Source organism: Pseudoalteromonas sp. L21 (assembly GCF_021728035.1).
GTDB lineage: Bacteria > Pseudomonadota > Gammaproteobacteria > Enterobacterales > Alteromonadaceae > Pseudoalteromonas > Pseudoalteromonas arabiensis.
Map to the genome: position 1 here is coordinate 208,956 of NZ_JAKKCV010000003.1, position 23,125 is coordinate 232,080.

Annotated in this window: 24 protein-coding genes, 1 tRNA gene and 1 pseudogene; 10 read left to right on the forward strand and 16 right to left on the reverse strand. The window is 40.7% G+C overall.

What is annotated here, in order from left to right; genetic code table 11:
• Position 1: 1 nt before the first annotated feature.
• From L3V41_RS09795 to rlmE, 12 genes and pseudogenes are all read right to left on the reverse strand, one after another.
• On the reverse strand, positions 2-700 hold the full coding sequence (locus tag L3V41_RS09795; protein ID WP_237127643.1) for a hypothetical protein: 699 nt from the start codon (positions 698-700) through the stop codon (positions 2-4).
• Positions 700-1,398, reverse strand: coding sequence for a fimbria/pilus periplasmic chaperone (locus L3V41_RS09800; RefSeq protein WP_062570803.1), 699 nt, complete (start codon positions 1,396-1,398; stop codon positions 700-702). Before L3V41_RS09800 ends, L3V41_RS09795 begins: the two co-directional genes overlap by 1 nt.
• Positions 1,399-1,449: 51 nt before the next feature.
• Complete coding sequence (locus L3V41_RS09805) at positions 1,450-1,926, reverse strand: hypothetical protein (RefSeq protein WP_062570576.1); 477 nt, start codon at positions 1,924-1,926, stop codon at positions 1,450-1,452.
• 46 nt (positions 1,927-1,972) lie between these two features.
• Positions 1,973-2,332 (reverse strand): hypothetical protein, encoded by a 360-nt coding sequence (locus L3V41_RS09810; protein ID WP_228074440.1) that lies wholly within the window; start codon positions 2,330-2,332, stop codon positions 1,973-1,975.
• Positions 2,333-2,761: 429 nt separating this feature from the next.
• A pseudogene (locus tag L3V41_RS09815) lies at positions 2,762-3,340 on the reverse strand (general glycosylation pathway protein); the annotation flags it as partial.
• Between the two features lie 531 nt (positions 3,341-3,871).
• Positions 3,872-3,956 (reverse strand) — tRNA-Leu (locus L3V41_RS09820).
• A gap of 76 nt (positions 3,957-4,032) precedes the next feature.
• Positions 4,033-4,380 (reverse strand): preprotein translocase subunit SecG, encoded by a 348-nt coding sequence (gene secG / locus L3V41_RS09825; RefSeq protein WP_062570574.1) that lies wholly within the window; start codon positions 4,378-4,380, stop codon positions 4,033-4,035.
• 1 nt (position 4,381) lies between these two features.
• Positions 4,382-5,131, reverse strand: coding sequence for a triose-phosphate isomerase (tpiA, locus tag L3V41_RS09830; protein WP_062570573.1), 750 nt, complete (start codon positions 5,129-5,131; stop codon positions 4,382-4,384).
• Positions 5,132-5,200: 69 nt separating this feature from the next.
• Complete coding sequence (gene glmM / locus L3V41_RS09835) at positions 5,201-6,556, reverse strand: phosphoglucosamine mutase (RefSeq protein ID WP_062570572.1); 1,356 nt, start codon at positions 6,554-6,556, stop codon at positions 5,201-5,203.
• The gene (gene folP, locus L3V41_RS09840; protein WP_193988592.1) at positions 6,549-7,397 is read right to left on the reverse strand and encodes a dihydropteroate synthase; all 849 of its coding nucleotides are present in this window, start codon (positions 7,395-7,397) and stop codon (positions 6,549-6,551) included. The genes glmM and folP overlap by 8 nt, the downstream gene beginning before the upstream one ends.
• A gap of 156 nt (positions 7,398-7,553) precedes the next feature.
• Positions 7,554-9,503: an ATP-dependent zinc metalloprotease FtsH gene (gene ftsH / locus L3V41_RS09845; protein ID WP_193988591.1), complete on the reverse strand. Its 1,950-nt coding sequence runs from the start codon at positions 9,501-9,503 to the stop codon at positions 7,554-7,556.
• 57 nt (positions 9,504-9,560) lie between these two features.
• On the reverse strand, positions 9,561-10,190 hold the full coding sequence (rlmE, locus tag L3V41_RS09850; protein ID WP_062570569.1) for a 23S rRNA (uridine(2552)-2'-O)-methyltransferase RlmE: 630 nt from the start codon (positions 10,188-10,190) through the stop codon (positions 9,561-9,563).
• An 89-nt stretch (positions 10,191-10,279) separates the two neighbouring features.
• Here rlmE and yhbY point away from each other — a divergent pair, with 89 nt between their 5' ends.
• Entirely contained in the window at positions 10,280-10,576 is a 297-nt protein-coding gene (yhbY, locus tag L3V41_RS09855) for a ribosome assembly RNA-binding protein YhbY (protein ID WP_062570568.1), read from the forward strand.
• A gap of 67 nt (positions 10,577-10,643) precedes the next feature.
• Here the strand turns inward: yhbY and L3V41_RS09860 are convergent, their stop codons facing one another.
• A complete protein-coding gene (locus L3V41_RS09860; RefSeq protein WP_193988589.1) occupies positions 10,644-11,801 on the reverse strand; it encodes a serine hydrolase domain-containing protein in 1,158 nt (385 codons plus the stop codon).
• A 115-nt stretch (positions 11,802-11,916) separates the two neighbouring features.
• Here L3V41_RS09860 and L3V41_RS09865 point away from each other — a divergent pair, with 115 nt between their 5' ends.
• From L3V41_RS09865 to L3V41_RS09890, 6 genes are all read left to right on the forward strand, one after another.
• A complete protein-coding gene (locus tag L3V41_RS09865) occupies positions 11,917-12,723 on the forward strand; it encodes a hypothetical protein (RefSeq protein ID WP_062570566.1) in 807 nt (268 codons plus the stop codon).
• A gap of 177 nt (positions 12,724-12,900) precedes the next feature.
• On the forward strand, positions 12,901-13,740 hold the full coding sequence (locus L3V41_RS09870; RefSeq protein WP_237127644.1) for a MipA/OmpV family protein: 840 nt from the start codon (positions 12,901-12,903) through the stop codon (positions 13,738-13,740).
• Positions 13,730-14,113, forward strand: coding sequence for a DUF3019 domain-containing protein (locus L3V41_RS09875; protein WP_062570564.1), 384 nt, complete (start codon positions 13,730-13,732; stop codon positions 14,111-14,113). Before L3V41_RS09870 ends, L3V41_RS09875 begins: the two co-directional genes overlap by 11 nt.
• 16 nt (positions 14,114-14,129) lie before the next feature.
• Positions 14,130-14,837: a response regulator transcription factor gene (locus tag L3V41_RS09880; protein ID WP_237127645.1), complete on the forward strand. Its 708-nt coding sequence runs from the start codon at positions 14,130-14,132 to the stop codon at positions 14,835-14,837.
• Between the two features lie 12 nt (positions 14,838-14,849).
• On the forward strand, positions 14,850-16,139 hold the full coding sequence (locus tag L3V41_RS09885) for an ATP-binding protein (RefSeq protein WP_237127646.1): 1,290 nt from the start codon (positions 14,850-14,852) through the stop codon (positions 16,137-16,139).
• A gap of 173 nt (positions 16,140-16,312) precedes the next feature.
• The gene (locus L3V41_RS09890; protein ID WP_237127647.1) at positions 16,313-17,665 is read left to right on the forward strand and encodes a sodium-dependent transporter; all 1,353 of its coding nucleotides are present in this window, start codon (positions 16,313-16,315) and stop codon (positions 17,663-17,665) included.
• Between the two features lie 31 nt (positions 17,666-17,696).
• Here L3V41_RS09890 and L3V41_RS09895 read toward each other — a convergent pair whose 3' ends face one another.
• Both L3V41_RS09895 and L3V41_RS09900 read right to left on the reverse strand, forming a co-directional pair.
• Positions 17,697-18,134: a GNAT family N-acetyltransferase gene (locus L3V41_RS09895; RefSeq protein ID WP_062570560.1), complete on the reverse strand. Its 438-nt coding sequence runs from the start codon at positions 18,132-18,134 to the stop codon at positions 17,697-17,699.
• A gap of 68 nt (positions 18,135-18,202) precedes the next feature.
• Positions 18,203-18,946, reverse strand: a complete 744-nt coding sequence (locus L3V41_RS09900) for a sporulation protein (protein WP_062570559.1) — start codon at positions 18,944-18,946, stop codon at positions 18,203-18,205.
• 222 nt (positions 18,947-19,168) lie between these two features.
• On the opposite strand from L3V41_RS09900, the gene L3V41_RS09905 reads away from it, so the two are divergent.
• The 3 genes from L3V41_RS09905 (at position 19,169) to L3V41_RS09915 (ending at position 21,669) form a co-directional block, all read left to right on the forward strand.
• Positions 19,169-20,740 (forward strand): cation:proton antiporter family protein, encoded by a 1,572-nt coding sequence (locus L3V41_RS09905; RefSeq protein ID WP_193988584.1) that lies wholly within the window; start codon positions 19,169-19,171, stop codon positions 20,738-20,740.
• A 285-nt stretch (positions 20,741-21,025) separates the two neighbouring features.
• Positions 21,026-21,307 (forward strand): hypothetical protein, encoded by a 282-nt coding sequence (locus L3V41_RS09910; protein ID WP_062570557.1) that lies wholly within the window; start codon positions 21,026-21,028, stop codon positions 21,305-21,307.
• A 146-nt stretch (positions 21,308-21,453) separates the two neighbouring features.
• The gene (locus L3V41_RS09915; RefSeq protein ID WP_062570556.1) at positions 21,454-21,669 is read left to right on the forward strand and encodes a DUF3820 family protein; all 216 of its coding nucleotides are present in this window, start codon (positions 21,454-21,456) and stop codon (positions 21,667-21,669) included.
• 203 nt (positions 21,670-21,872) lie between these two features.
• Here the strand turns inward: L3V41_RS09915 and L3V41_RS09920 are convergent, their stop codons facing one another.
• Positions 21,873-23,120: an ATP-binding protein gene (locus L3V41_RS09920; protein ID WP_237127648.1), complete on the reverse strand. Its 1,248-nt coding sequence runs from the start codon at positions 23,118-23,120 to the stop codon at positions 21,873-21,875.
• Positions 23,121-23,125 lie beyond the last annotated feature (5 nt).

Sequence of the window (23,125 nt, forward strand, 5' to 3'; positions counted from 1 at the left end):
GTTACTTTTTCAAAGTGACTGTAGGAGAAGTTAAATCGACATGTCCTTCTTTTAATATTGGAATAGAAACATGAGAGATGGCAGAAGGCGCAAAGAAAACATCGTAGCCCAATGCTTTTAGTTGCTGTTTATCAAAAGTTAGTTGCGGCTTATCCTTGGAACTAATAATGATTTCATACTCACTTAAACGTGAGGCCCCATCGCCAACATTACGAACATCAAAACTACATTGTTTTTCAAGACAGTCGATATTCTCAACGACTAAATTAGCCTCAAACGCTTGTTGATGCACGTGCACAATCATATTCACGTTTAATAACATTGTTAACTGCGACACCTCGCTTGTTTGCCCAGACACAACTTGTTCAACCAAAGTAACTTGATATGTTTTATCTGTTTTAGGGCTATCACCGTTCCAGCGAAACTGAATGCGTTGCTGTTCATTTTTCTTAAGGTAAATCGTGGGTGGAAACACCCAGATCGGTGGCTCGTCAAGATAATGGAATTGAGGCTGCTGCTTTGAAAAGTCAACCTCGTACACTTCTATTTCAAACGCTAAATCACGGTTTAACGTATTCCTTACCCTGCTATATGCTGGTTGCGAGGTCATCGTTGGATCTAAAGTAAGCACCATGGGGGTGACTTCTATAGCAAAACAAGATAGCGACATAAATAAATAAGCAACCAAACACCAGCGCATTAGAATAGCACCTCTAACTGACTATTTTGCGGTGAAAACTTAGCCGGCACTTTTATAGTTACCTCACGCTCAGAGTGCGGTAATAATAGCTTGCCACTCAAGGCTTTACTGAGCTCTTCACCTTCTAATAAAAGCTGCTCTTCTTGATTTTTAAAAAGCCACTTTGCTTGGGAAAGGCGTATAAATTTGTCACCTTCATTTTCAAGTAATATTTTCCAAACACCCGCTTGTTGCAACTGCTTTTCTTTAACTAATAACTTAGCCGTTGCTTGTTCTGGTACGACATTAAACAGTGTTCTAAAACTTACCGACATACCAACACCAGATTGTTTAATTTCATTAATATCGACAGGAACTTGATCAACAGCTATACGATACGACTTTGATACTGATATAGCGGGATCACCAATATAGCGAACCAATACAGATTGAGTTTTTCCAGGCTGAACGATTGTCGTCATAGGAATAATCAAAAAATCTTCCTCGTTAAGCTTCAGCTCTTCATCGCCCGCCTTGTTGATTTCTAAATCAAACGCTGTGAGCTCAATAGTTAATGGTTCATTTGAATTATTCATAACCCGAATTCTTTGCTGTGAATTTGAACCTGAAGGCTTTAACTCAGCAACCATGGGCTGAACTTGGAATGCATAACTATGTAATGACCAAAAACAAGTCAAAAATATGATTAAAAAGCGCATATGATCTCCCATAAAAAAGAGCAGTATAAGCTGCTCTTTTTTTCATCAAGTTTAGTTAGCTGTAATAGCTAACATTAACGTATCAGCATAAGTACCAGAGAAAACTGGGTTTTGCGTAATAGTTAACTCGATTGTGCCTGCAACACCACCGGCAGCTAGAGCAAAAGAACCTGGCTGGCTTTGCTCAACGCTTTGGTCGTTATGACCATTTTCAGCAACAAGTGTAAAAGCGAATGGGTTCGCATTTAATTCAGCTGTGTACCCTACCCCTTGGTCTTCGCGGTCTGCGTTTTGTAAGTGACCTTCGGCTGTCGTTAAAGACATTGTTGCGCCGTCAGCATCGTTACACTGCAAATCAAAGCCAATTGTTTTTGTTTGATCTTTTGCTAATGCAGGAAAATAGGTTGTTGTGTTTACATTGCTAACTTCACAAATTGACTCAACTGCACCACCAACGTTTAGGTTTTCCGCTAAAGCAGTACCAGAAGTAAGAACAGCGATTGCTGAAAGTGTGATTAATTTTTTCATTAGTTTATTCCTTATCCATGTTATTTAAGCATTATTTCTTAATGACTTACCAAATTCCGCCAGAACTGGCAGCTGGGGTCATTTCTATACGCAAGATATCCTTATACTCACCTGCATATATAAGTGGCTCTGTTAACTCTAACTGTAAATTCATCGTCTTCTTAAACAAGATTTGGTCAATATTCAGAGTGTGTGAATCGACAAGATTTCGCGCTAAAAATGATTCACTTAGCGATAGCCCTGCAACTGACAAGCTTACCCTGTACCCGTTGACTTTCCTGCCCTGTAAATGAAGTAATCCGCCATGCTCAGAGTGCAATGACATCCTCATTGGTGAGTTACAGTTAATAACTAACTCAGTGCTAACCAAACCATTATGTGGAAACTGCAAATCATTTTCTTGCATTGTAAAACCGCACTTTGCTTTTATGTATCCTTCCAATGTTAAACTCACATCATCGGAGGCTACACTGTAAAAAGTGCTGAAAATGAAAAGAACTAACATGCATTTTTTCATCATTCACCCATATCCTTTGAGCAGGTTTGTTAACACGGAAGAAGTCTAAAGGAGTTTTTCTAGAAAGGTTGTTGCTATTTGCTTAGCTTATTTATGAGCTCCAAAAAAATAGACAGAGGCTGTTTATCAATAGAGGCTAAACAAACGCTAATTTCATACCCACAGAGGCTAAGCCCAACACCTCATTCATCTAACATTCAGCTTAAAATTCAGGTAATATTCAGCTTCTTCTATTAGAAATAAGGCTATAAATGGGCTTTAAACAAATACCACGACAAATCAGTTAGTTTGTATAAACAAAAATAAACTTCATAACAATTAATGACTGTATCTAAGCCCGTTTACAACCAAAAATTCCACTCTTATTGCTTTGTATTGAGGCGTTGAACCTTGCATTAATACATCTTCTGGCTTTGCGCCTAAGTAGACATAGAGCGCCAATGTTAATAATAAACCGACAACTGCGAACATCATTAGAACCGCAGGTATTACGTACTCAACTTGTCCTAGAGCAGCCTTAAACATAGTAAGTAATGCCTCTATTGAGACTGCAATCAAAATCGTGTGATTGTTCATCTGGTTGAGCTGTAGCGAAAAATAGCTTTATGCATGAGGATCTCTTCCTCCAAAATAGTTTTCCCAAAATCAAAAATAGCTAAAAAAGCTAAGGTGACAAAGATAATGATAGTGAAAGGCTGAATTGGATCTGATTGACTTTGTCTTCCTAGCAAAAGAGAAAACATGTCAGCAAACAGCTTAAAGAGTAAGTAAATCACTAGGCCGGATAGACAACTAACAATCAAGCTATAACCGACCTTAAAATAAGGTGTCATATTTGCGCTTTGTATCTCCGATGATGAACTCAACCAATTCAGTTAGGCTCACATCTACAACTAGAAGTAATTATCTTGCTAATCAGCGTGTATTGTCTTCACGATTGATATGCATAAATGCTTTGTAGCAGTTGAAATATATGGGAGGTAAAATGTGTATCTACGTTGGTAACTGCAACCAAAAGTAAGGGCGTACGCTCAGGTCTTGTTCTGCGTATCCCTCTATCGCACTTAAATAAATCACTATCGTCATGTTATACCAATTCGCTTAATTAAGTGGTCTATTTTGAGGCAATAAAACCTCGTTGATAGCAAGGCAAAAATTTCGTTATTTAGTTGTTCTAAATCAGAAATTTTTAACGCCGGTAGCGACAGGTTAATCCCTCAAAATGATTAAGTATTATTGCGGATTGGTATTATTCACCTATCAGTAAAATACTAACCGAGAGTACAAAAAAGGAAAGTCCAAATAGAATTTTTCTTTTTCAATGAATATAAACACAGGAAAAGCTTTTGCCACATAAATGCACAAGACGAGTAGAGAGAGTGAAAAAACGAAAAAAGCCGTTACTGTTAAGTAACGGCTTTTCAAATTTGGTGCGGATGGGGGGACTTGAACCCCCACGGCCTAAGCCACCACCCCCTCAAGATGGCGTGTCTACCAATTCCACCACATCCGCATACAATTTTTGTATGTTGTTAAGCGTTATTATTACTTGAGGAAAGTAACTGCTTAACCTAATTTAGCAACGCTAATTAGTTTGGTACGTCAGAGCTTTTCTCTTCAGTAACAGGCACATCATCTTGTGCTGGTGTTACTGTTTCAACAGCTGGCGCAGCTTCTAGGTTTTCCCATTCGTCAGTCTTTTTAATTTGACCGGCTGTAAGGTTACCTAAAACAATACTTAACACAAAGAATACTGTGGCAAGAATTGTCGTTGTTTTAGTCATAAAGTTACCAGCACCAGATGAACCAAACACAGTAGCAGAAGCGCCTGCACCGAATGATGAGCCCATGTCTGCGCCTTTACCTTGTTGGATTAAAACCATACCAACAAGTGCTAAAGCAACGATTAAATAAACTACTAATAAAATTTCGTACATCTTATACGGTCCCTTTTGCACTCTCACAGATTGCAGTGAATGAGTCTGCTTTTAGACTTGCGCCGCCAATAAGGCCGCCATCTATATCTGGTTGTGCAAATAATAATTCGCTATTTTTTTCATTCACGCTACCACCATATAAGATGGTTAGCTGCGCGGCTAAATCGCTATCTAGTGAAGCGACTTTTTCGCGGATAAATTTATGCACAGCTTGAGCTTGCTCAGGTGAAGCAGTTTTACCTGTACCAATGGCCCAAACGGGCTCGTATGCTACCACAGAATTCTTCAGTGCTGCTACACCTAATTTATCAATTACAGCATCAATTTGTGCTGCAACCACTAATTCGGTTTCATTTGCTTCGCGTTGTTGCTCACTTTCACCAACACATAATATAGGTGTTAAGCCTACTTCTTGCGCACGAGCGAATTTTTCTGCAACAATTTGGTCTGACTCACCGTAAATGCTTCGACGTTCTGAGTGACCAACCAATGTGTATGTGGCGCCTAAATCTTTTATAAGCTGCGCATCGACTTCACCTGTAAATGCACCTGCTTGATTCTCAGATACAGTCTGTGAGCCAACAAGCACATCACGTTGTAGCAAACTACTCATCAATGGGAATGGTGGAAAAACCACAATATCCAGTTCATCCGATTGAACGTTTTTAATTGCCTGAGATAACTGTTCAACGAGCTCTAATGAACCGTTCATTTTCCAATTACCTGCAACCATTGGCTTACGTGTTGCCATAATTCCACTCCACATTAGAAAGCGGGCAAGATACTAACTCGACTTGCCCAAAGTTACAAGAGGTTATTGTTATACCTCGGTTTGTTTGCTCACAGATTCGACAACTTGAGCGATTTTCTGTGCATTATCGAGTACAATTTTCTCTTGGTCAGCTTCGACCATAACACGCACAACGGGTTCAGTGCCTGACTTACGAAGTAATACACGTCCAGTGTTACCAAGTTTTTCTTCAACCTCAGCCACACAGTCAATCACCGCCTGAGCTTGAGTAGGATCGGTTCCTTGAGGGTAACGAACATTAATCATTTTCATTGGGTATTTTGTGAAACCCGCACCTAGGTCTTGTAATGTTTTATTTTGCGCGACCATTGCTGCAAGCACTTGTAAGCTCGAAATAATGCCATCGCCTGTACTAATTAAATCAAGGTTCAATACATGGCCTGAACTTTCGCCACCTATTTTCCACCCTTTCTCTTGTAACAGCTCCATTACATAACGATCACCAACTTTGCTTCTGGCAAAATCAATACCGCGTGACTTAAGTGCATTTTCAAGCCCCATATTAGACATGACAGTACCAACAACACCACCACCTAGCATGTCATCATTTGCAGCTTGGCAAGCAATAATATAAACAATATCATCACCGTCAAATACACGGCCGTTATGGTCCACCATCATGACACGGTCGCCATCACCATCATAGGCAATCCCTACATCAGCATTGTGTTCAAGCACTTTGCGTTTGAGTGTCTCAACATGAGTGGCACCACATTCAAGGTTAATATTTACTCCATTCGGCTCGCATGCATGACAAATCACTTCTGCACCTAGTTCTCTCATCACCGATGGTGCAATGTGGTAGGTAGCACCGTTGGCACAATCGAGGACTATTTTTAAACCTTCAAGTGATAATCCTTGCGGGAATTGGCTCTTACAGAACTCAATATAACGACCATCGGCCGTTTCTAAGCGGCGTGCTTTTCCGAGTTTATCGGATGCAACACACGTCATCGGCTCATCCATCATGGCTTCAATTTCTAGCTCCACATCATCAGGGAGTTTTAAACCTCGACTTGAAAAGAATTTAATACCATTATCATGATAAGGGTTATGAGAAGCACTAATAACAATACCCGCTTCAGCACGGAACGTTTGTGTAAGGTATGCAACCGCTGGAGTCGGCATCGGCCCGAGTAGAACCACATCAATACCTGCGGCAATTAAGCCTGCCTCAAGAGACGTTTCTAACATATAACCTGAGATGCGCGTATCTTTACCAATGATCACTTTTTTGGTGCCAATCTTTGATAAAACTCGTCCTGCAGCCCAACCTAGCTTTAGGGCAAACTCAGGTGTGATTGGATATTCCCCAACCATACCGCGTACACCATCCGTGCCAAAATATTTTCTTGTTTTACTCATTTAAAAATCCTTTATTACACGCCTGCCAAACGGTTAAGGCATCTACAGTTTCTAATACATCATGAACACGGATGATCTTTGCGCCATTTTGCGCGGCAATAAGTGCGCCGGCAAGGCTACCTGCTAGGCGTTCATCTGTGTCTCTATTTAGTAAATTACCTATCATAGACTTTCGAGATAAGCCCGCTAAAACAGGTAGTTTGAATTGATTAAAATCATCGAATTTGTCGAGGATTTGATAGTTATGTGCCAATGATTTTCCAAACCCAAAACCTGGATCTAGTATAATTCGCTCTCGCTGAATACCCGCTTGCTCACACGCTTCAATACGCGCAGCAAAAAAGCTGTTTATATCAGCAAACAAGTCATCATATTGCGGGGCCACTTGCATTGTGCGAGGCTGCCCTTGCATGTGCATTAAGCACACTGCCACATCTGGATACTGAGCAAGCACCTCAATGGCACCAGGCTCTTGAAGAGCACGTACATCATTTATAATATCTGCGCCTGCTTCAATAGCTTGGCGCATAACTTCACTTTTGCTGGTATCAATTGAAATAACACAATCACTGTGTTCACGAAGCGCTTTTACAAGTGGAATAACTCTCGCTAACTCATCCTCTAACGAAACATCTGGTGCGCCAGGACGGGTTGACTCACCACCAATATCAATAATTAAGGCACCGTGCTCTAGTAATCTGCTAGCTTGATTGACAGCGCTGTCTAATTGACAATAGCTGCCGCCGTCTGAAAATGAATCGGGTGTGACATTTAAAATTCCCATCACAACTGGGGAATCGAGGTGTAAAGTGCGACCTCGGGGTAAATTAAGAACGGTCATTTATCACCTTTACGACATGTATAGCAATGGCTAAAAATGTTTTCAGTAAACAGTTATACCTCTTCGCTAATGAAGTCTGATTGCGGGTCGGTATTTTAAAATTTGTCTACAAAAAAGCCCCGGCATTCGGGGCTTTTGCTTGTACTATTTTAACGATTATTCCGCTTTATCATCAAGGCTTGTTTCATCCTTTTTAGCTGAATCATCATTTTTCGGCTCTTCTGAGGCTGGCTCAGCCGGCTTTTCTGTACTTTTCTTCTCTTCTGGTCTGCGATCATGCATATCACGCGGTTCGCGGACTGGCTTACGCGCCATGAGATCGTCTATTTGACCTGCATCAATGGTTTCATATTTCATCAATGCATCTTTCATCGCATGTAAGATATCAATATTATCTTTTAAGATTTGTTCAGCGCGTTCATAGTTACGATCAGAGAACAAGCGCACTTCACTATCAATAACCTTTGCTGTTTCATCCGACATGCTCATCGAGCGGCTTCCGCCACCACCCATGTACATTTCGTTTTGGTCTTCAGCGTAAAGTAATGGACCAAGCTTTTCACTCAAGCCCCACTGCGTCACCATTTTACGAGCGATGTCCGTGGCACGTTCGATGTCGTTACTTGCACCTGTCGTCACTTTATCTTCACCGTATATAAGTGCCTCAGCAATACGACCACCATACAAGCTCGAAATCATTGACTCTAAAAGCTCTTTAGAGTGGCTAACACGGTCTTGCTCAGGTAGGTACATTGTTACACCCAATGCACGACCACGAGGGATAATAGACACTTTATAGACTGGATCGTGTTCAGGCACCATACGACCAACAATCGCGTGACCCGCTTCATGGTAAGCAGTCATTTCTTTCTCTTGCTCACTCATCACCATGGTCTTGCGTTCTGCGCCCATCATGATTTTGTCTTTGGCGGCATCGAATTCAGCCATGCTGACAACACGCTTGTTACCACGCGCTGCATATAATGCAGCTTCGTTTACTAAGTTAGCAAGGTCAGCCCCCGAGAAACCAGGTGTACCGCGTGCAATAACTGCTGCTTCTACGTTGTCACCCAATGGTACTTTGCGCATATGCACTTTAAGAATTTGCTCACGACCACGAATATCAGGTAACCCAACCACGACTTGACGGTCAAAACGACCAGGACGTAATAATGCAGGGTCAAGAACATCAGGACGGTTAGTCGCGGCAATAACGATAATACCTTCATTACCTTCAAAGCCGTCCATTTCTACGAGCATTTGGTTGAGTGTTTGCTCACGCTCATCGTGACCACCACCCATGCCAGCGCCACGTTTACGACCTACTGCATCGATTTCATCAATAAAGATGATACAAGGCGCTGCTTTTTTAGCTTGCTCGAACATGTCACGTACACGTGATGCACCCACACCAACGAACATTTCTACGAAATCAGAACCTGAGATTGTGAAAAACGGCACTTTGGCTTCACCTGCAACGGCTTTGGCAAGTAACGTTTTACCCGTACCAGGTGGACCTACCATGAGCACACCTTTAGGAATGCTACCACCTAATTTTTGGAATTTAGATGGATCACGTAAGAAATCAACAAGCTCAGTAACGTCCTCTTTTGCTTCATCACAGCCAGCAACATCAGCAAAGGTTGTTTTAACTTGGTCTTCGCTCATTAGGCGCGCTTTACTCTTACCGAAAGACATCGCACCTTTACCGCCACCACCTTGCATTTGACGCATGAAGAATATCCATACACCAATTAGCAGCAGCATTGGGAACCAAGAGATTAAAATGCTGGCGAGGAAAGATTGCTCTTCAGGTTTTACACCCTTTACATTCACATTGCTTTTCAAAAGATCATTTAAAATATCTTTATCGTACATCGGCATGATAGTTTGAAAGCGCTCACCATTGGTTTTGGTGCCGGTAATCGTACCTGAGCTACTTTCAATAGAAACCTCTTGAATAGCGCCGCTACGTGCATCGCTAACAAACTGGGTATAACTTGTTTGGCGATCAGCTTGATCGCCACCATTAAAGCTCTGAAAGACTGACATTAGCACAACAGCAATGACCAGCCAGAGTATTAGATTTTTCGCCATATCGCTCAAGGGGTTAACCTCTTGTATCCAATTAATATAAATTCAACTTAACGCAGCACAACTGTACTACAGTTTGTATCCCGTCGCCACTATATAAACTTCCCGAGAACGGGCACGCGATGCATCAGGCTTTCTGATCTTGACCGCTTTAAAGCTATTACGTACGTCCTGTAAGTATTGATCAAACCCTTCACCTTGGAAAACTTTCACACAAAAAGCACCATTTTTCTTCAAAACTTGGTGACACATATCTAATGCAAGCTCAACTAGATACATGCTTCCGGCCTGATCAACCGATGTATTACCACTCATATTGGGGGCCATGTCAGAAAATACAACATCCACATTTTTCCCATCAATGCGCGTTAATAGCGCATCTAATACCGCTTCTTCTCGAAAGTCACCTTGCAAAAAGTCTACGCCTGCTAACGAATCCATTGGCAAGATGTCACAGGCAACAACTTGGCCTTTATCACCCACCTTTTCAGCAAGATACTGTGACCAACTTCCTGGAGCAGCACCTAAATCAACCACGGTCATGGCTGGTTTAATTAATTTATCTTTATTTTGAATTTCATCTAATTTGAATACCGCACGAGAGCGCCAACCTTTCTTCTGCGCTTCGTGAACATAAGGATCGTCAAAATGTTCCTTCAGCCATCGCTTAGAACTAGCTGAATGTTTTTTATTTGCCATAAAATTAATACGTAACTAATTAGTAATATTCTCTAGATGGCGTTAGAATACCCTTAATTCAAGCCATATTCAGCAAAATTTGTAACATCATGAAATTATCGAACAAACAAAAGCAGTTTTTAAAAGGTCAAGCACACAGTTTAAAGCCTGTGGTATTACTTGGCGCAAACGGTTTAACCGAAGGCGTTTTAGTTGAAATTGAAAGCGCCCTAGATATCCACGAGCTTATTAAAGTAAAAGTACCAACGGATGAACGTGAAACAAAAGTATTAATTTTCGATGCAATTGTTCGCGAGACCGGTGCTGTAAAACTTCAAACAATTGGCCATACCATTGTTCTTTACCGTCAAAGTGAAGAGAAAAAGATTCAATTACCTCGCGGTTAAGATTGAAAGCCAATTCTATAAAAAAGCCAGCTTGCTGGCTTTTTTAATGCCTAGACTAAATATATAACTAGCTCGACTCACTTTCTCGCGCATATTTCAGTGTGCGATTTATAAATTCGGTTGTTAGCTCATTAATTAACCCTGTTTCCGCATTAAGTACTAGACTAAAACCAATATTTAAATGTGGAAAAACGACTAAGTCACTGCGGTAGCCTTGTACCCAACCACTATGGTAAAAAAGTACTTCTCCATCGTAATCATATACTCGCCAACCAAGGCCGTAATAGGCATCTTTTACATGCCCTCGCCATACCCGACGCCGTGTTTCTTTTTTTGTATGGGTGTATGGTCGCGTTTGTTTTATAAGCGCATCCAGCGGCAAAACATCAGGGTACTGGCCTAGCTGCGCATTTAACCAAATAGCCATATCACTAGCGCTGGCATTAACCCCCGCAGCGGCTGCTACCTTGTAGTAATTCTTTTTTAAGCGAGAGGTGTACCAACGCTTTCTTCCTCTTACATGAGGATGAGCATAATTATTGTCACGCACCATACCTTCGTAGCCTACGCTCGCATCCGTCATTTTTAATGGTGCAAAAATATATTCAGCTATCCAATGGGCATAATCCATTTGAGTTGTTTTATAAATAATTGAATCAATGAGACTGAACATCACATTTTGATAGCCATAACACTCACCCGGTTTGCAAATAGGTTCAACAGTTAGAAGCTGTTTAACAATGTCTGGGTAACTCATTCTTGATTCTATTAAATTGTCGTAAGCATTTGGCACTAAACCGCTTGAATGGCTCAGAATATGATAAATTTTTAAATCATCTTTATAGACAGTATTATTAAATTCAGGAATGAACTTACTGATCGGATCGTCAATATTGAACTCTCCCTGAGTCGCAAGCTTTGATGTCAATGACCCTGCAAATGTTTTAGAAACTGAAGCCAAGCGAAATCGTGTGTGTTTATCTACTTTTCGCCCTTTTGATATTTTAGTTCGGCCAATGCCTTGGACAAAGTCTTCCTCACCCACTTTAACAATTGCCAAAGAGCCACCGGGAATTCCTTTGGCTCTTAACTTTCCTCTTAGGTATTTATTGTACTCGCTAACGAAGGGCTGCCAATTTGAGTCACTACCTGAAGCATACCCACTGAAAAGAAGGAGAAAAAAAGAAGAAAATAGAAAGATTATAAAAGTGAGCGTGTACTTCATTCGTTATTGTTTTAGTCTGTTTCGGAAGTTTCTCATTACATAATATCATGAACTTTTGCTTCGACTAACGTACAATACGCACAATATTAACTTTTTTATGGGTAGACTTTTCTTTATGCGCTTACTTGTAGTACTGCTTTTTACAATTATTTCAGCTGGTTGCGCCCTTAAACCAGAGCCAGCGCCTTTACTAGCGATGCCAGAAAAACCGTCGCTTAAAAGCCAACGTTTTCAAATTGAATATAAAACTGAACATGCAGCCCCAAAAGTTAAATCGGTACAACTCCCTGCGCATACAGTAAATGCAAACCAAACCGTTGCAATCGTTGCTGATAAAACAAGCGTAACTGACACTTTATATGCGCAATTAACAGAAGCATTAAATGAAAAACAATTAAAAGTTGTCCAAAATGGCCAAGCAGATTACACATTGTCTATCCACCAGCTTGATTTAGAGCTTGTTGACGATACCGAATACCAATTAGTGATACCTGAAAAACCATTGCCACTTTTTGACCAAGTAGCAGAGCAATTCCCAACTCAACAATGTGCCACCATTCAAGCACAGGTAAGTATGCGCCTAACCCATAAAAAAACAGGCGATGTTGTCTGGTTTGCGAAGTCATCTATAGACAGTGCTAGCTTTCACCGTGAGCCGCTCATCTATAGCTTTGAGCAACAGCAATTGATCAAGAACGAACTAGAAGTTGCCAGCTTTGTTAATGAACATAATACGGAACAAGCGCGTATGTCGCGTATAAATAATACCGATATTGTGATACCTCAGTATCAAACAATTTCTCGCATGAGTGCTTTAACAAAAGAGCAAGGCCCATGTAACCGTACTGAAATCAGTGCTCTTACGCCTATGATGCAGTATTATCTCACCAGTATCTTAATCGATAAAATTAAAGTTCAATAAAAAGGTTGGTGTTTGCACTTAACAAAAGTGCAAACACCTACTTATCTCTTCAAGCTACACTTCCCTAACACCTTTACGACTCGACTACACTTTTTTACAGATTTTGGGAACTCCTTAACAATATACTAATTGCGTATATAATGATGACTTCACTTATTTGTAACAAGGACAACACACTTGCAAACCAGCCGCGCCATATTATTTTTTTGCTTATCTTTATTGGCAACATCTTCTTATGCAAGTAATCGTTACTACGCTGATAATACGTTAGAACCCAGCCAAGGTTTTGCATGGGATTGGGGAGTTGGGGCTGGCTATTATATCGAAGACTCTTATTTAGTCGGTATGGACTCTTACAATGATGGCTTTGAACCAGACATTCACCTTGCTCTTTCTTATGAACACTTTTACCTTGATTATGATCAAAGCCAATTAAGTGGTGGGCTGACCATTGGCTACAGCGTGGTTGATAAGTTCGAATGGGGACTTGACCTAGTTGGTACAAATATTCAATCTGGCTTCGATGAAACCGGCTTAGCTTTTTACGAAGAAGACGTAATTGAAGAGCTTGCCGGTATTAAAAGCAGAAATTATGACTTTGATGTTGGACTGCGCTTATCAAGACGCTTTGATAATTCGCAGATCTCCTTTGAGTATTTACATGATATGTCAGGCGCCCATAATGGCTGGGTAATGAACAGCTTCTTTAGTCAGATAATTCCTTGGCGTAATTGGGAGTTTCGCTCAGGTATCGGGCTAAGTGCTTATTCTGAAGACTTTACTAACTATTACTTCGGTATTACTCCTTCTGAAGCTAATTCAAACAGACCTGTTTACACCCCGAGCACATCCTACAGTCTTATCTTTGAGTTTCATGCTGAATACCCAATAAACCAAAACTGGGTATTTTTAACTGGCTGGCTATCAACATGGTTTTCTGATGATATTCATCACAGTCCTATTGTCTCCCAAGAATATCAGCACAAAGCCAAGGTAGGCCTGCGCTATGTTTTTTAAATACTATTTTTTATTAGCGCTCCCTATAATCAGCGTCAAAGCGCAAGAACAACCTAAAGAAGAGACAAGCCTAGTATCACTACCTGATACCTGTGTTGCCCTTCGTGAAGGACGAAATTGCTATGCTGATGTGGAAATATCTTGGCACCAGCCAAAGGGTAATTACTGCTTACGTGATGGTCAAAGTAAACATATTATGCAGTGTTGGCTTATGCAAAAAACGGGCTTTTTTCGCTATCAGTTTGACTCTGCAATAACGGTCAACTTTGAATTGGTCAATAGTAACAATGGCAAGGTCGTTGACACCACTGAAATACAAGTGCAGTGGGTGTACCAAAATCGCCAAAAGAAACGCCGTTGGCGACTGTTTTAACTGTTTGGAGTAAAAAATGGAACATTATGGCACGATTCTGCTAGTAGAAGATGATATTTCACTGGCTAAGTGGGTCGCAGAATACTTAACTGAGCAAGGCTATAAAACAACAATTTGTCAACGTGGTGACCAAGTCATTGAGCAAGTCAGAGCGACACTACCGGACTTAGTTTTATTAGATATCATGCTGCCTGGTCAAGATGGTATTAGTGTGTGTCGAGAGTTAAGACAGTTTTACCAAGCGCCTATTATTATGCTCACAGCCAGAGACGATGAAATGGACGAAGTAATTGGCCTTGAAGTCGGTGCAAGTGATTACATGATGAAACCTGTACGACCACGAGCACTCTTAGCCCGCATAAAAACGGCCTTACGTGCAAATACAGATAACAAAGAGTCGCGCTTAGAAAATCCCAACATAACTGTTGGCAAACTTACTATAGACACCGAATCACGCACTGTTTTTTTTGCCGATCAAGAAGTGCATATTTCAAGTGCGGAATACCTATTGCTGCATTACTTGGCCAGTAATGCAGGTCAGGTTGTGTCGCGCGATGCCGTGTTCAAAGCAACAAAAGGCAGAGAATATGATGGGTTAGACAGAAGTGTCGATGTGCTTATTTCGTCACTACGCAAAAAATTTAATGATGATCCCCAACACCCTGAAAAAATTAAAACAATCTGGGGACGTGGCTACTTGCTCGTCGCGACAGCGTGGCAATAGATGATATAACGCGTGAAAAAGTTTTATATTTCATTACTGGGCAGTGCACTGCTATCAATAATCATATTGGGCTGGTTAATTGACGCATTTAGTCAGCAAACCCATCAGCCGCAAGATACTTTTCATAGCCAAACCCAAATGATTAAAGGGTTTACTAAACAGTTGTCGGTACTGCCTGCGGATAAACGCGAGAATGCAATCAAGCAGCTAGAGCAAGATTTCAACGTGCAACTAGAGTATCGCTCAACTCAAGCATTAGCACTTCCTCACTCTCTGCTTTCGCAAATTACAATGCCTACAGGCTTAATACTCGAAGATCAACAAGGATACTACTTACTCTACAGCGAGCAGGCACTTGGCTCACACCATCTTAAAATGCGTCTAGAGAAAGCGCATTTACATGAGCAAGGGAATGATGTTCTCCTTACCCTACTCTTCTATGCTGGGTTATGTGTTTTTATGGGCTTTATTATTGCTCCACTTGCAAAACGTCTCAGCATCCTTAATGATGCCGCGCAACGCTTCGCTAAAGGTGATTTAGCTACCCGCATTAAACCATCTCATTTTACCTATATTAAAGATGTCGAGCTCACCTTTAATCGCATGGCGAATCAAATTGAGAAACTACTTGATGAAAACAAGCTAATGGCGTCGAGTTTATCGCACGATATAAGAACCCCTGTTGCGTGCTTACGCTTCGGTTTAGAAGCCGCGCAAGATTGTACTAATGAGGAAAAACGTCTTGAGTACTTATCTCGAATGGAGCAAGATTTAGATCAAATGGAGTCAATGCTAAAAAGTTATCTTGCTTTTGCTACCTTAGAGCAAAAAGCAAATAAACTAACCTTTAGCGAATCTGACTTAGAAAGCTACTTACTCAGCTTGATTCAACAAGTTCACCCCAAGCTTGAGCAACGTTCATTACGCATCAGTCACGACATAAAACAAGGACATATATGTGCCGACTTAGATTGGTTAGCACGTGCGATTGTAAACCTATTAAGTAATGCATGTGACTTTGCACGCTGCGAAATAGTTTTATCAGCCTCCTACAACCAAGGCTTCGTTACTATTAAAGTAGAAGATGATGGCCCAGGAGTGCATAAAAAAAACTGGGGGAAAATATTCAGTCCGTTCTTTCAAGAACAAAGTCACCGAAATCGTGACGGTGAAAGCTATGGCTTAGGCCTCGCGATTGTTGCAAAAGTGGCTGATTGGCATCATGGCACTGTCAGCGTATCAAAAAGCCTGTCTCTTGGTGGCGCATGCTTTACCCTCAGTATTCAAAATAAAAGCCTTTGAATATGTTTCAATTGTGTTAATTGTTACGTATTGTATTAGCTAATTGAACGAAATATATGCTGGCAGCAGATTCGAGGCGATTACAAGTAAAAATGCCCACTATTAACCCTTTTTATTTAGTGTTAATTGAAGTAGATTGTCAGCGCCGTCACAAATAGAGAAGTAACAATAATATGAGCGCATCACGTGGGGAGTTCAGCTCCCGCTTTGGATTTATTATGGCCGCAGCAGGCTCCGCTGTTGGCTTAGGAAATATTTGGGGTTTCCCTACACAAACAGCAAGTAATGGCGGCGCAGCATTTTTAGTTGCTTACTTAGTACTTGCATTTTGCCTAGCTTACCCAGCATTAATGGCAGAGCTTGTTATAGGCCGTCATGGGCAAGCCAATGCTGTCAGTTCCCTTAGAAAAGTGACAAACCAGCCATGGCAGAAAAAATTTGCTTTTGTAGTCGGCTTTGGCGGTATTATTTGTGCTGGTTTAATTTTAAGCTTTTATGCCATCGTAGCGGGCTGGATGCTCAGTGCAACATTAGAGCCCGTAGCACAATTAACTGCTCAAGAGCCTGCAATTACTTGGTTAAGTGAGCAGTCACTATCAAGAAACCTAATTTTTACTGCTGCGTTTATTATTTTGACCGTTGCTATTATTTCTAAAGGTGTTGAAAACGGCATTGAGAAATGGTCAAAGCGCCTGATGCCTGCTCTATTAGGCATTTTGTTTATGCTTATCATTTATGTGATGACCCAAGATGGCGCAGTTGAAGGTTTAAAAGCCTACTTAGTGCCTGACTTTTCATCTATTTTAAACCCAGAGCTGCTAGTTAATGCCCTTGGACAAGCATTTTTCTCGCTATCTTTGGGCACCAGTGTGATGATCATCTATGGTTCATACATTAGCAAAAAAGAGAATCTCGTGTCCTTGGGTGCTTATGTTACTTTGATCGATGTGTTTATTGCCTTTGTAGCCGGTTTATTGATTATTCCTGCGATGTATGTTGCACAGGCACAAGGCGTACAGATTTTCTCTGCTGAAGGCGTACTACTGTCTGAAGATACGTTAGTGTTTCAAGTGCTGCCCGCACTTTTCACCAGCATGGGTGATGTGGGTATTTTCGTTGGCTTTGCCTTTTTTGCTTTAATGAGTATTGCAGCGTTAACTTCATCTATTTCAATGCTGGAGGCACCCGTCTCTTATGCGGTTGAGCGCTTTGCTCTAAAACGCGTGCAGGCGACATGGTTAATTGGCGGTATTATTGCCCTTGTCAGCTTTACGATCGTTTTTAACTTAGGCACATTGTTTGGCTTTGTGATCACACTAACCACTAAGATTGGCCAACCAATTTTAGGATTAATGTGTTGTATATTTGTCGGTTGGATTTGGCACCGTGCATCTTTATTAAAAGAAATTCAACAAGGCTGCCCAGAAGCTGCAAACAGCTTTTTCTGGAAAGTGTGGCCATGGTATATCAAATTCATTTGTCCATTGGCTATTGCACTGGTATTCGCCAACTCGCTGTTAAGCTAAGCGCTTACTTGAAGTGGCCCTTTGCTTTGGGCTACTTCAAACACATATCCTGATGTGGAATGCCGTCTTCTAAGTAATCATCACCGACATTTTTAAAGCCAAACTGTTGATAAAAGCCCGTTAAATAACATTGAGCGCCTATCAAAATAGCTTTCTCTGGCCAGCGTTGCTGACATGTCTCTATAGCCATTTGCACAAGTTTGCTTGCCAACCCTTGTCCCCTAAATTGCTTAGCAACAAGTACACGACCAAATGCACTGAACTGCTCATTTTTGTCATAACACCGAGCGTAGGCAGCTAGCTGTTGTTCTTTGAACACAAAGAGATGCTGAGTCAGGTCATGGTTATCAACCTCGTCAATCTCTGGATAAGCACAGGTTTGCTCTACAACAAACACCTCAACCCGTGCTCGTAAAATCGCGAATAACTCATCTTTACTGAGTTCAGCGTAACTCTTAACAGAAAACATAAGATTCCTTTTGCAAGACAAAAAACCCAGCCGTAGCTGGGTTTAAAGTGTACCTATTCGATTAAGCCCTAAGCGAATAACCGCTCTAATTGGTCACATAATTGCGACAGGTTTACGTGATCATGTTCTATCGTTAAATCAACATAACCATCCCCTCTAAAAGCACGGTCTAATTCAATTAACACATGCGTTTTATGAGCTTCAGGCACAAACGACAGCTCAACTTCTTGTAAACCAAAAAGGCTTCGGCTATCTGGACGATACTCAAGTTCCTGATAACAACCTGAGTGAGATTGAAACGTAGGTGCGCGTAGGTAACCCTTTTCAACATCTGCCTTGACTAGGTTAAAACCTAATTTATCCATTGCGTGCATAAACGTGCTAACAGCATCATTCGGATAAATATGTAATGAGTCACGATCCGTTGGATCAAGCGCCATATCAATATCAAGACCCGTTTCTAACCAAACATGTGATTGATTATAGCCAGCGTTAATTTCCGTGATTGGGGTCTCTGAATGTAAGCGTGCTTCAAACGGAATATGCCTCTCTTCGCCCGCTGCAATCGTGCCGACATCCGTGATACGCCATTTTTCGATCACATGATTTGTAAAATACTCACCATCTTCACCTTCAACTTTAACACGCGTCATTAATGCTAAGTCTAAGCCAGTAATATCTTGCTCTACATCGCCGCCTTTAATAACGATAACTGCATTAAATTTTTGGCCTGGTTGTAAGTGCTCTGTTTCCAGTACAGTGTCCACCTTTGCTGCACCAATACCTACTGATGCAAGGATTTTCTTAAACATCTTTTCTCCTTAAGCCGTCTCTTTTCTAGTTGGCTTAAATTCCTTTGTTGTTGCATCTTAACCACAATTAAAAGCTAATGTCAGCGAAAAAATGATGCTTTTAGCGCATTAATCAATAAATAGTGCGTAAGTGTTCATTTTTTAGACTCTTTATATTCGATATTGTTTTCCATTAGTGAATATTTCGCTACACTCCTAACAAATGAAGTCAAAAGAAGAATTATGGAACTTATATACTTTGCTACGGCGTTCGTGTGCGGCTTTGCTGTCTATCAGCTAAAGCTTCCTCCTTTAATTGGTTTTTTATTAGCAGGGTTTGCCCTCAACTTATATGGCTATAAAACCACTGAATTACTCAACACACTAGCGAGCTTAGGCGTAACCTTACTGCTGTTTAGTATTGGTTTAAAATTAAAAGTTTCTAACCTTATAAAACCACAAGTATGGGCACCAGCGTCAATGCATATTGTACTGAGCAGCACCCTCTTTAGCGGTTTTATGCTGTTGCTTGGCGCATTCGCACTTCCTCTTTTCAGCGAACTGACTTGGCAAAGTGCACTCTTGGTTGGTTTTGCATTTAGCTTTTCGAGTACTGTGTTTGCCGTTAAAGTCCTTGAAGAACGCGGAGAAATGTCTAGTCTACATGGCAAAATTGCAATAGGTATCTTGGTAATGCAGGATATATTCGCAGTTATTTTCTTAGCGATTAGTACAGGTAAAGCACCTAATATTTGGGCATTAGCATTATTAATAGGGCTTCCGGTTCTGCGCCCTATTATGTTTTGGATTTTAAATCGCTCTAAGCATGGTGAATTACTGCCTTTATTTGGCTTTTTCTTTGCGCTGGTTTTAGGTTATCAAGCCTTTGAATTTGCTGGACTCAAAGGCGATTTAGGCGCGCTTATCATAGGGATGATGTTTGCTCCCCATAAAAAAGCGGGTGAGCTATCAAAATCATTACTAAATCTGAAAGATATCTTGCTTGTTGGCTTCTTCCTAAACATAGGTTTAAACGCGGAGCTTACCGCGCATGCTGTATTGGTTGCGATGGTGATTATTTTAGTGTTACCAATTAAAGTTGCGCTCTATTATGTTTTAACTAACGCCTTCAAATTACGTGCACGTACTTCACTGCTTAGCGCATTTAGCCTTGCTAACTATAGTGAGTTTGGTTTAATCGTTTGTGCCGTTGCTGCTAGCAGTAATATGATCACCTCCGAATGGCTCGCGGTTATGGCGATTGCCGTATCAATTACTTTTATTTTGGCATCTCCTTTAAATAAACGCTCTAACGAAATTTATGTCAAGATTGAGCACTGGCTACTTAAATTTGAAAGTAATAGCCGCTTAACCGAAGAGTTACCGGTGAACTTAAACGATACCAAAATCGTTATTTTTGGTATGGGCCGTATTGGTACAGGGGCGTACGAAACAATTAGTCAAACACATCCAAACCTCGTTGCTGGCATTGATATTAAACCTGATGTGGTGGATAAGCACATTAAACGAGGACGCCGCGTTCTTTTAGCTGACGCCACAGACCCTGACTTTTGGCAACGGGTAAATCACTCTCATGTTGGCATGGTTATGCTTGCGATGCCAAAGCACATGCAGAATATTTTTGCCCTAGAGCAGCTAAAAGCGTCTGGATACCAAGGCCAAGTAACGGCTATTGCAAATTACCCTGACCAGCAAAAAGAGTTAGAAGATATGGGTGTAGATTCTACCTATAACTTTTATCTAGAAGCGGGGAGCGGCTTTGCCGAGCACGTAAAACAAAAACTTTTCTCATAATGTAAAAAAAATAATTCTCAGGGCCTATATTTGGTACTGAGAATTATTTTCATTATATTCAGCGACTTGCTATTGCTATTTTTAGTACACTTCAATAGGCGTACCTAAAGCAGGTCAAGCTTATTTACAAAGCTTTACATCCAGATTAGCCATCCAATCAAAAAAAAGAGTAAACTCGCCATATGATACTTTGCTAAGTATCTATTTTTAGCACGAAAAAGTTTATTAATCCTGTTTACGATTTCGTTTGTGCGATTACTGTTAAGCTAATTGAGGTTGTTTAAGATGAAAGATAAGTTTACCAGTGCGTTAAAAGTAAACGCAGATGATGCTTGTTCAGGGAAACTTATTGACATACAACGTCGACTGGATGAGTTACAGCAAAATGGCATGAGCGCAACAGACATTAGAACTGTATTGTTTAATAAAATGCTCGATGTTTATCAAGTGCCACATGATCACTTTCTTCGAGAGGGTAAAACCCCCGCTCGAATTGATGACCCAAGTATTGTTAGTAGATTAAAAGAACTTGGTTTTTCGAAAAAAAGTCGTCACCAATTACATTAACTTTATTTCGTCATTAACGAAATAAACGCTACGCTATTGTGGGGGCCTACCTCCCTCACTAAATAGGCTGTTTCTTGCCCGTCACAGCCTATTTTCTCTCTCCTTTTTACCGTATCATTTAGCTTTAACAATTGTTTGAGATAAAGATGGATACAGCTCAACTTAAACAAGCCATTAATACGAAAATGCCATTCGGCAAGTACGCTGGACGCCCTCTTTTACTATTGCCTGAACCTTATTTAGTGTGGTTTAAGCAACAGGGCTTTCCAGCAGGTCAGCTTGGCGCTCAGCTGGCAATGATGTATGAAGTAAAACTAAACGGGTTAGAGCAAATGTTGATGCCCCTTTTAGACAATAAATAATTTTATTTTTGAGAACTTTTTTGCTGACTGGCGGTCTATTAATTTGCTACTTGTTTATTTTTGGTTTTAACCTCAAAAAAAGCGCCTCAAGGCGCTTTTTTTATGTCTAAATAGGTCATAAAATAGTTAATTACTTTAAACGATTTAACCTATCACTATCAGCGTTACAGCTTTACTATTAAACAGTATGCTTTATCAGAAACTCAATAATCTTCTGTATTAAATAAGCGGATGGTAAACTTTGCACCGCCCAATTCAGAGTCACTCACTTCATACGTACCACGATGCCAGCTTATAATTTTAGCAACAATCGCCAGCCCTAAGCCAAAGCCACCTGTTTTCTTATCTCTACTTTTATCTAAACGCGTGAATGGTTTAAACACACTCTCCCACTCACTTTTAGCAATGCCAGGTCCATCGTCCTCAACAGTCATGACAAGCTCTTTATTATGCTCTTCAAGGGAAACGATGATTGTATGTGCAGCATACTTTTGCGCATTACCTAATAAGTTTTGAATACAGCGAGCCATAAAGTGCTCATCACACTTATAAATTAAGCTAAGCGGTGCCTTTATTTGCACGTCTATATCTGTCGCAAACTCAAGTTTATTAACCACGCTTGAAACTAGCAAAGTTAAATCACATGAGCGGTTGATAAGATTAGGCTTGTGGGATTCTAGACGTGCGTACTCAAGCATTTCTGACACTAACGCTTCAAGTTCAACAATATCTGCATGCATATTATCTAAATAGGTAAAAGACTGCTCATTTTCTACTTGTTCTTCAAGCATTGCTATTGCGAATTTCAAACGCGCTAGCGGCGTTCTGAATTCATGAGAAACTGATGAGGTTAGCTCCTGCTGTGCTGCTAATAAGTATTGAATACGCTCTTGCATGGCAGATAATGTATCGGTGATCGGTAAGAAAAAAGACTTTGAAGCATCATGTAATTCAAAATCTTGCGCACCACCTACAGCCTCACAAGCAAGGGTCAGCTTATTAAAATCTCTCCACAGTAAAAAACTCCATAAGCCTACAGGAACACCGACAACCATCAATAGTAAAAAATAAGGCCAGACAGAGCTAAAGCTTGGGTTCGATACAGTCAATGGGCCAATATGAAGTAACTGCTGATCGTTGAGTGTTATGTACCAAATAACCTCTTGTTGTTGGTTAAATAAGTACAAATAATGGTGAGAAGCTAAATCGGCTTTTAAATCATCAGGAAGTGCCAAGTCATTCCTGTCGATGATTTCACTATCAAATTCATCTTGTAGCTTCGATAAGCCGTCTTTAGTTTGGCTTAATAACCAGAGCGATTTACCAAATTCTTTATCGAGTGCAATTTGCTGTTGGGAGTCTTCATAGGGCCACAGTTGTTCGATGACCCCACTGACAAGAAACAGAGAAACGATTATATAAAGATATAAACTCGCAAACAGCTTCCCCATTAACA

Coding starts and splice junctions, on each gene's coding strand:
- L3V41_RS09795 (WP_237127643.1), bottom strand. CDS start 700: ATGCGCTGGTGTTTGGTTGCTTATTTATTTATGTCGCTATCTTGTTTT.
- L3V41_RS09800 (WP_062570803.1), bottom strand. CDS start 1,398: ATGCGCTTTTTAATCATATTTTTGACTTGTTTTTGGTCATTACATAGT.
- L3V41_RS09805 (WP_062570576.1), bottom strand. CDS start 1,926: ATGAAAAAATTAATCACACTTTCAGCAATCGCTGTTCTTACTTCTGGT.
- L3V41_RS09810 (WP_228074440.1), bottom strand. CDS start 2,332: ATGCAAGAAAATGATTTGCAGTTTCCACATAATGGTTTGGTTAGCACT.
- secG (WP_062570574.1), bottom strand. CDS start 4,380: ATGTACGAAATTTTATTAGTAGTTTATTTAATCGTTGCTTTAGCACTT.
- tpiA (WP_062570573.1), bottom strand. CDS start 5,131: ATGGCAACACGTAAGCCAATGGTTGCAGGTAATTGGAAAATGAACGGT.
- glmM (WP_062570572.1), bottom strand. CDS start 6,556: ATGAGTAAAACAAGAAAATATTTTGGCACGGATGGTGTACGCGGTATG.
- folP (WP_193988592.1), bottom strand. CDS start 7,397: ATGACCGTTCTTAATTTACCCCGAGGTCGCACTTTACACCTCGATTCC.
- rlmE (WP_062570569.1), bottom strand. CDS start 10,190: ATGGCAAATAAAAAACATTCAGCTAGTTCTAAGCGATGGCTGAAGGAA.
- yhbY (WP_062570568.1), top strand. CDS start 10,280: ATGAAATTATCGAACAAACAAAAGCAGTTTTTAAAAGGTCAAGCACAC.
- L3V41_RS09860 (WP_193988589.1), bottom strand. CDS start 11,801: ATGAAGTACACGCTCACTTTTATAATCTTTCTATTTTCTTCTTTTTTT.
- L3V41_RS09865 (WP_062570566.1), top strand. CDS start 11,917: ATGCGCTTACTTGTAGTACTGCTTTTTACAATTATTTCAGCTGGTTGC.
- L3V41_RS09875 (WP_062570564.1), top strand. CDS start 13,730: ATGTTTTTTAAATACTATTTTTTATTAGCGCTCCCTATAATCAGCGTC.
- L3V41_RS09880 (WP_237127645.1), top strand. CDS start 14,130: ATGGAACATTATGGCACGATTCTGCTAGTAGAAGATGATATTTCACTG.
- L3V41_RS09890 (WP_237127647.1), top strand. CDS start 16,313: ATGAGCGCATCACGTGGGGAGTTCAGCTCCCGCTTTGGATTTATTATG.
- L3V41_RS09895 (WP_062570560.1), bottom strand. CDS start 18,134: ATGTTTTCTGTTAAGAGTTACGCTGAACTCAGTAAAGATGAGTTATTC.
- L3V41_RS09900 (WP_062570559.1), bottom strand. CDS start 18,946: ATGTTTAAGAAAATCCTTGCATCAGTAGGTATTGGTGCAGCAAAGGTG.
- L3V41_RS09905 (WP_193988584.1), top strand. CDS start 19,169: ATGGAACTTATATACTTTGCTACGGCGTTCGTGTGCGGCTTTGCTGTC.
- L3V41_RS09910 (WP_062570557.1), top strand. CDS start 21,026: ATGAAAGATAAGTTTACCAGTGCGTTAAAAGTAAACGCAGATGATGCT.
- L3V41_RS09915 (WP_062570556.1), top strand. CDS start 21,454: ATGGATACAGCTCAACTTAAACAAGCCATTAATACGAAAATGCCATTC.
- L3V41_RS09920 (WP_237127648.1), bottom strand. CDS start 23,120: ATGGGGAAGCTGTTTGCGAGTTTATATCTTTATATAATCGTTTCTCTG.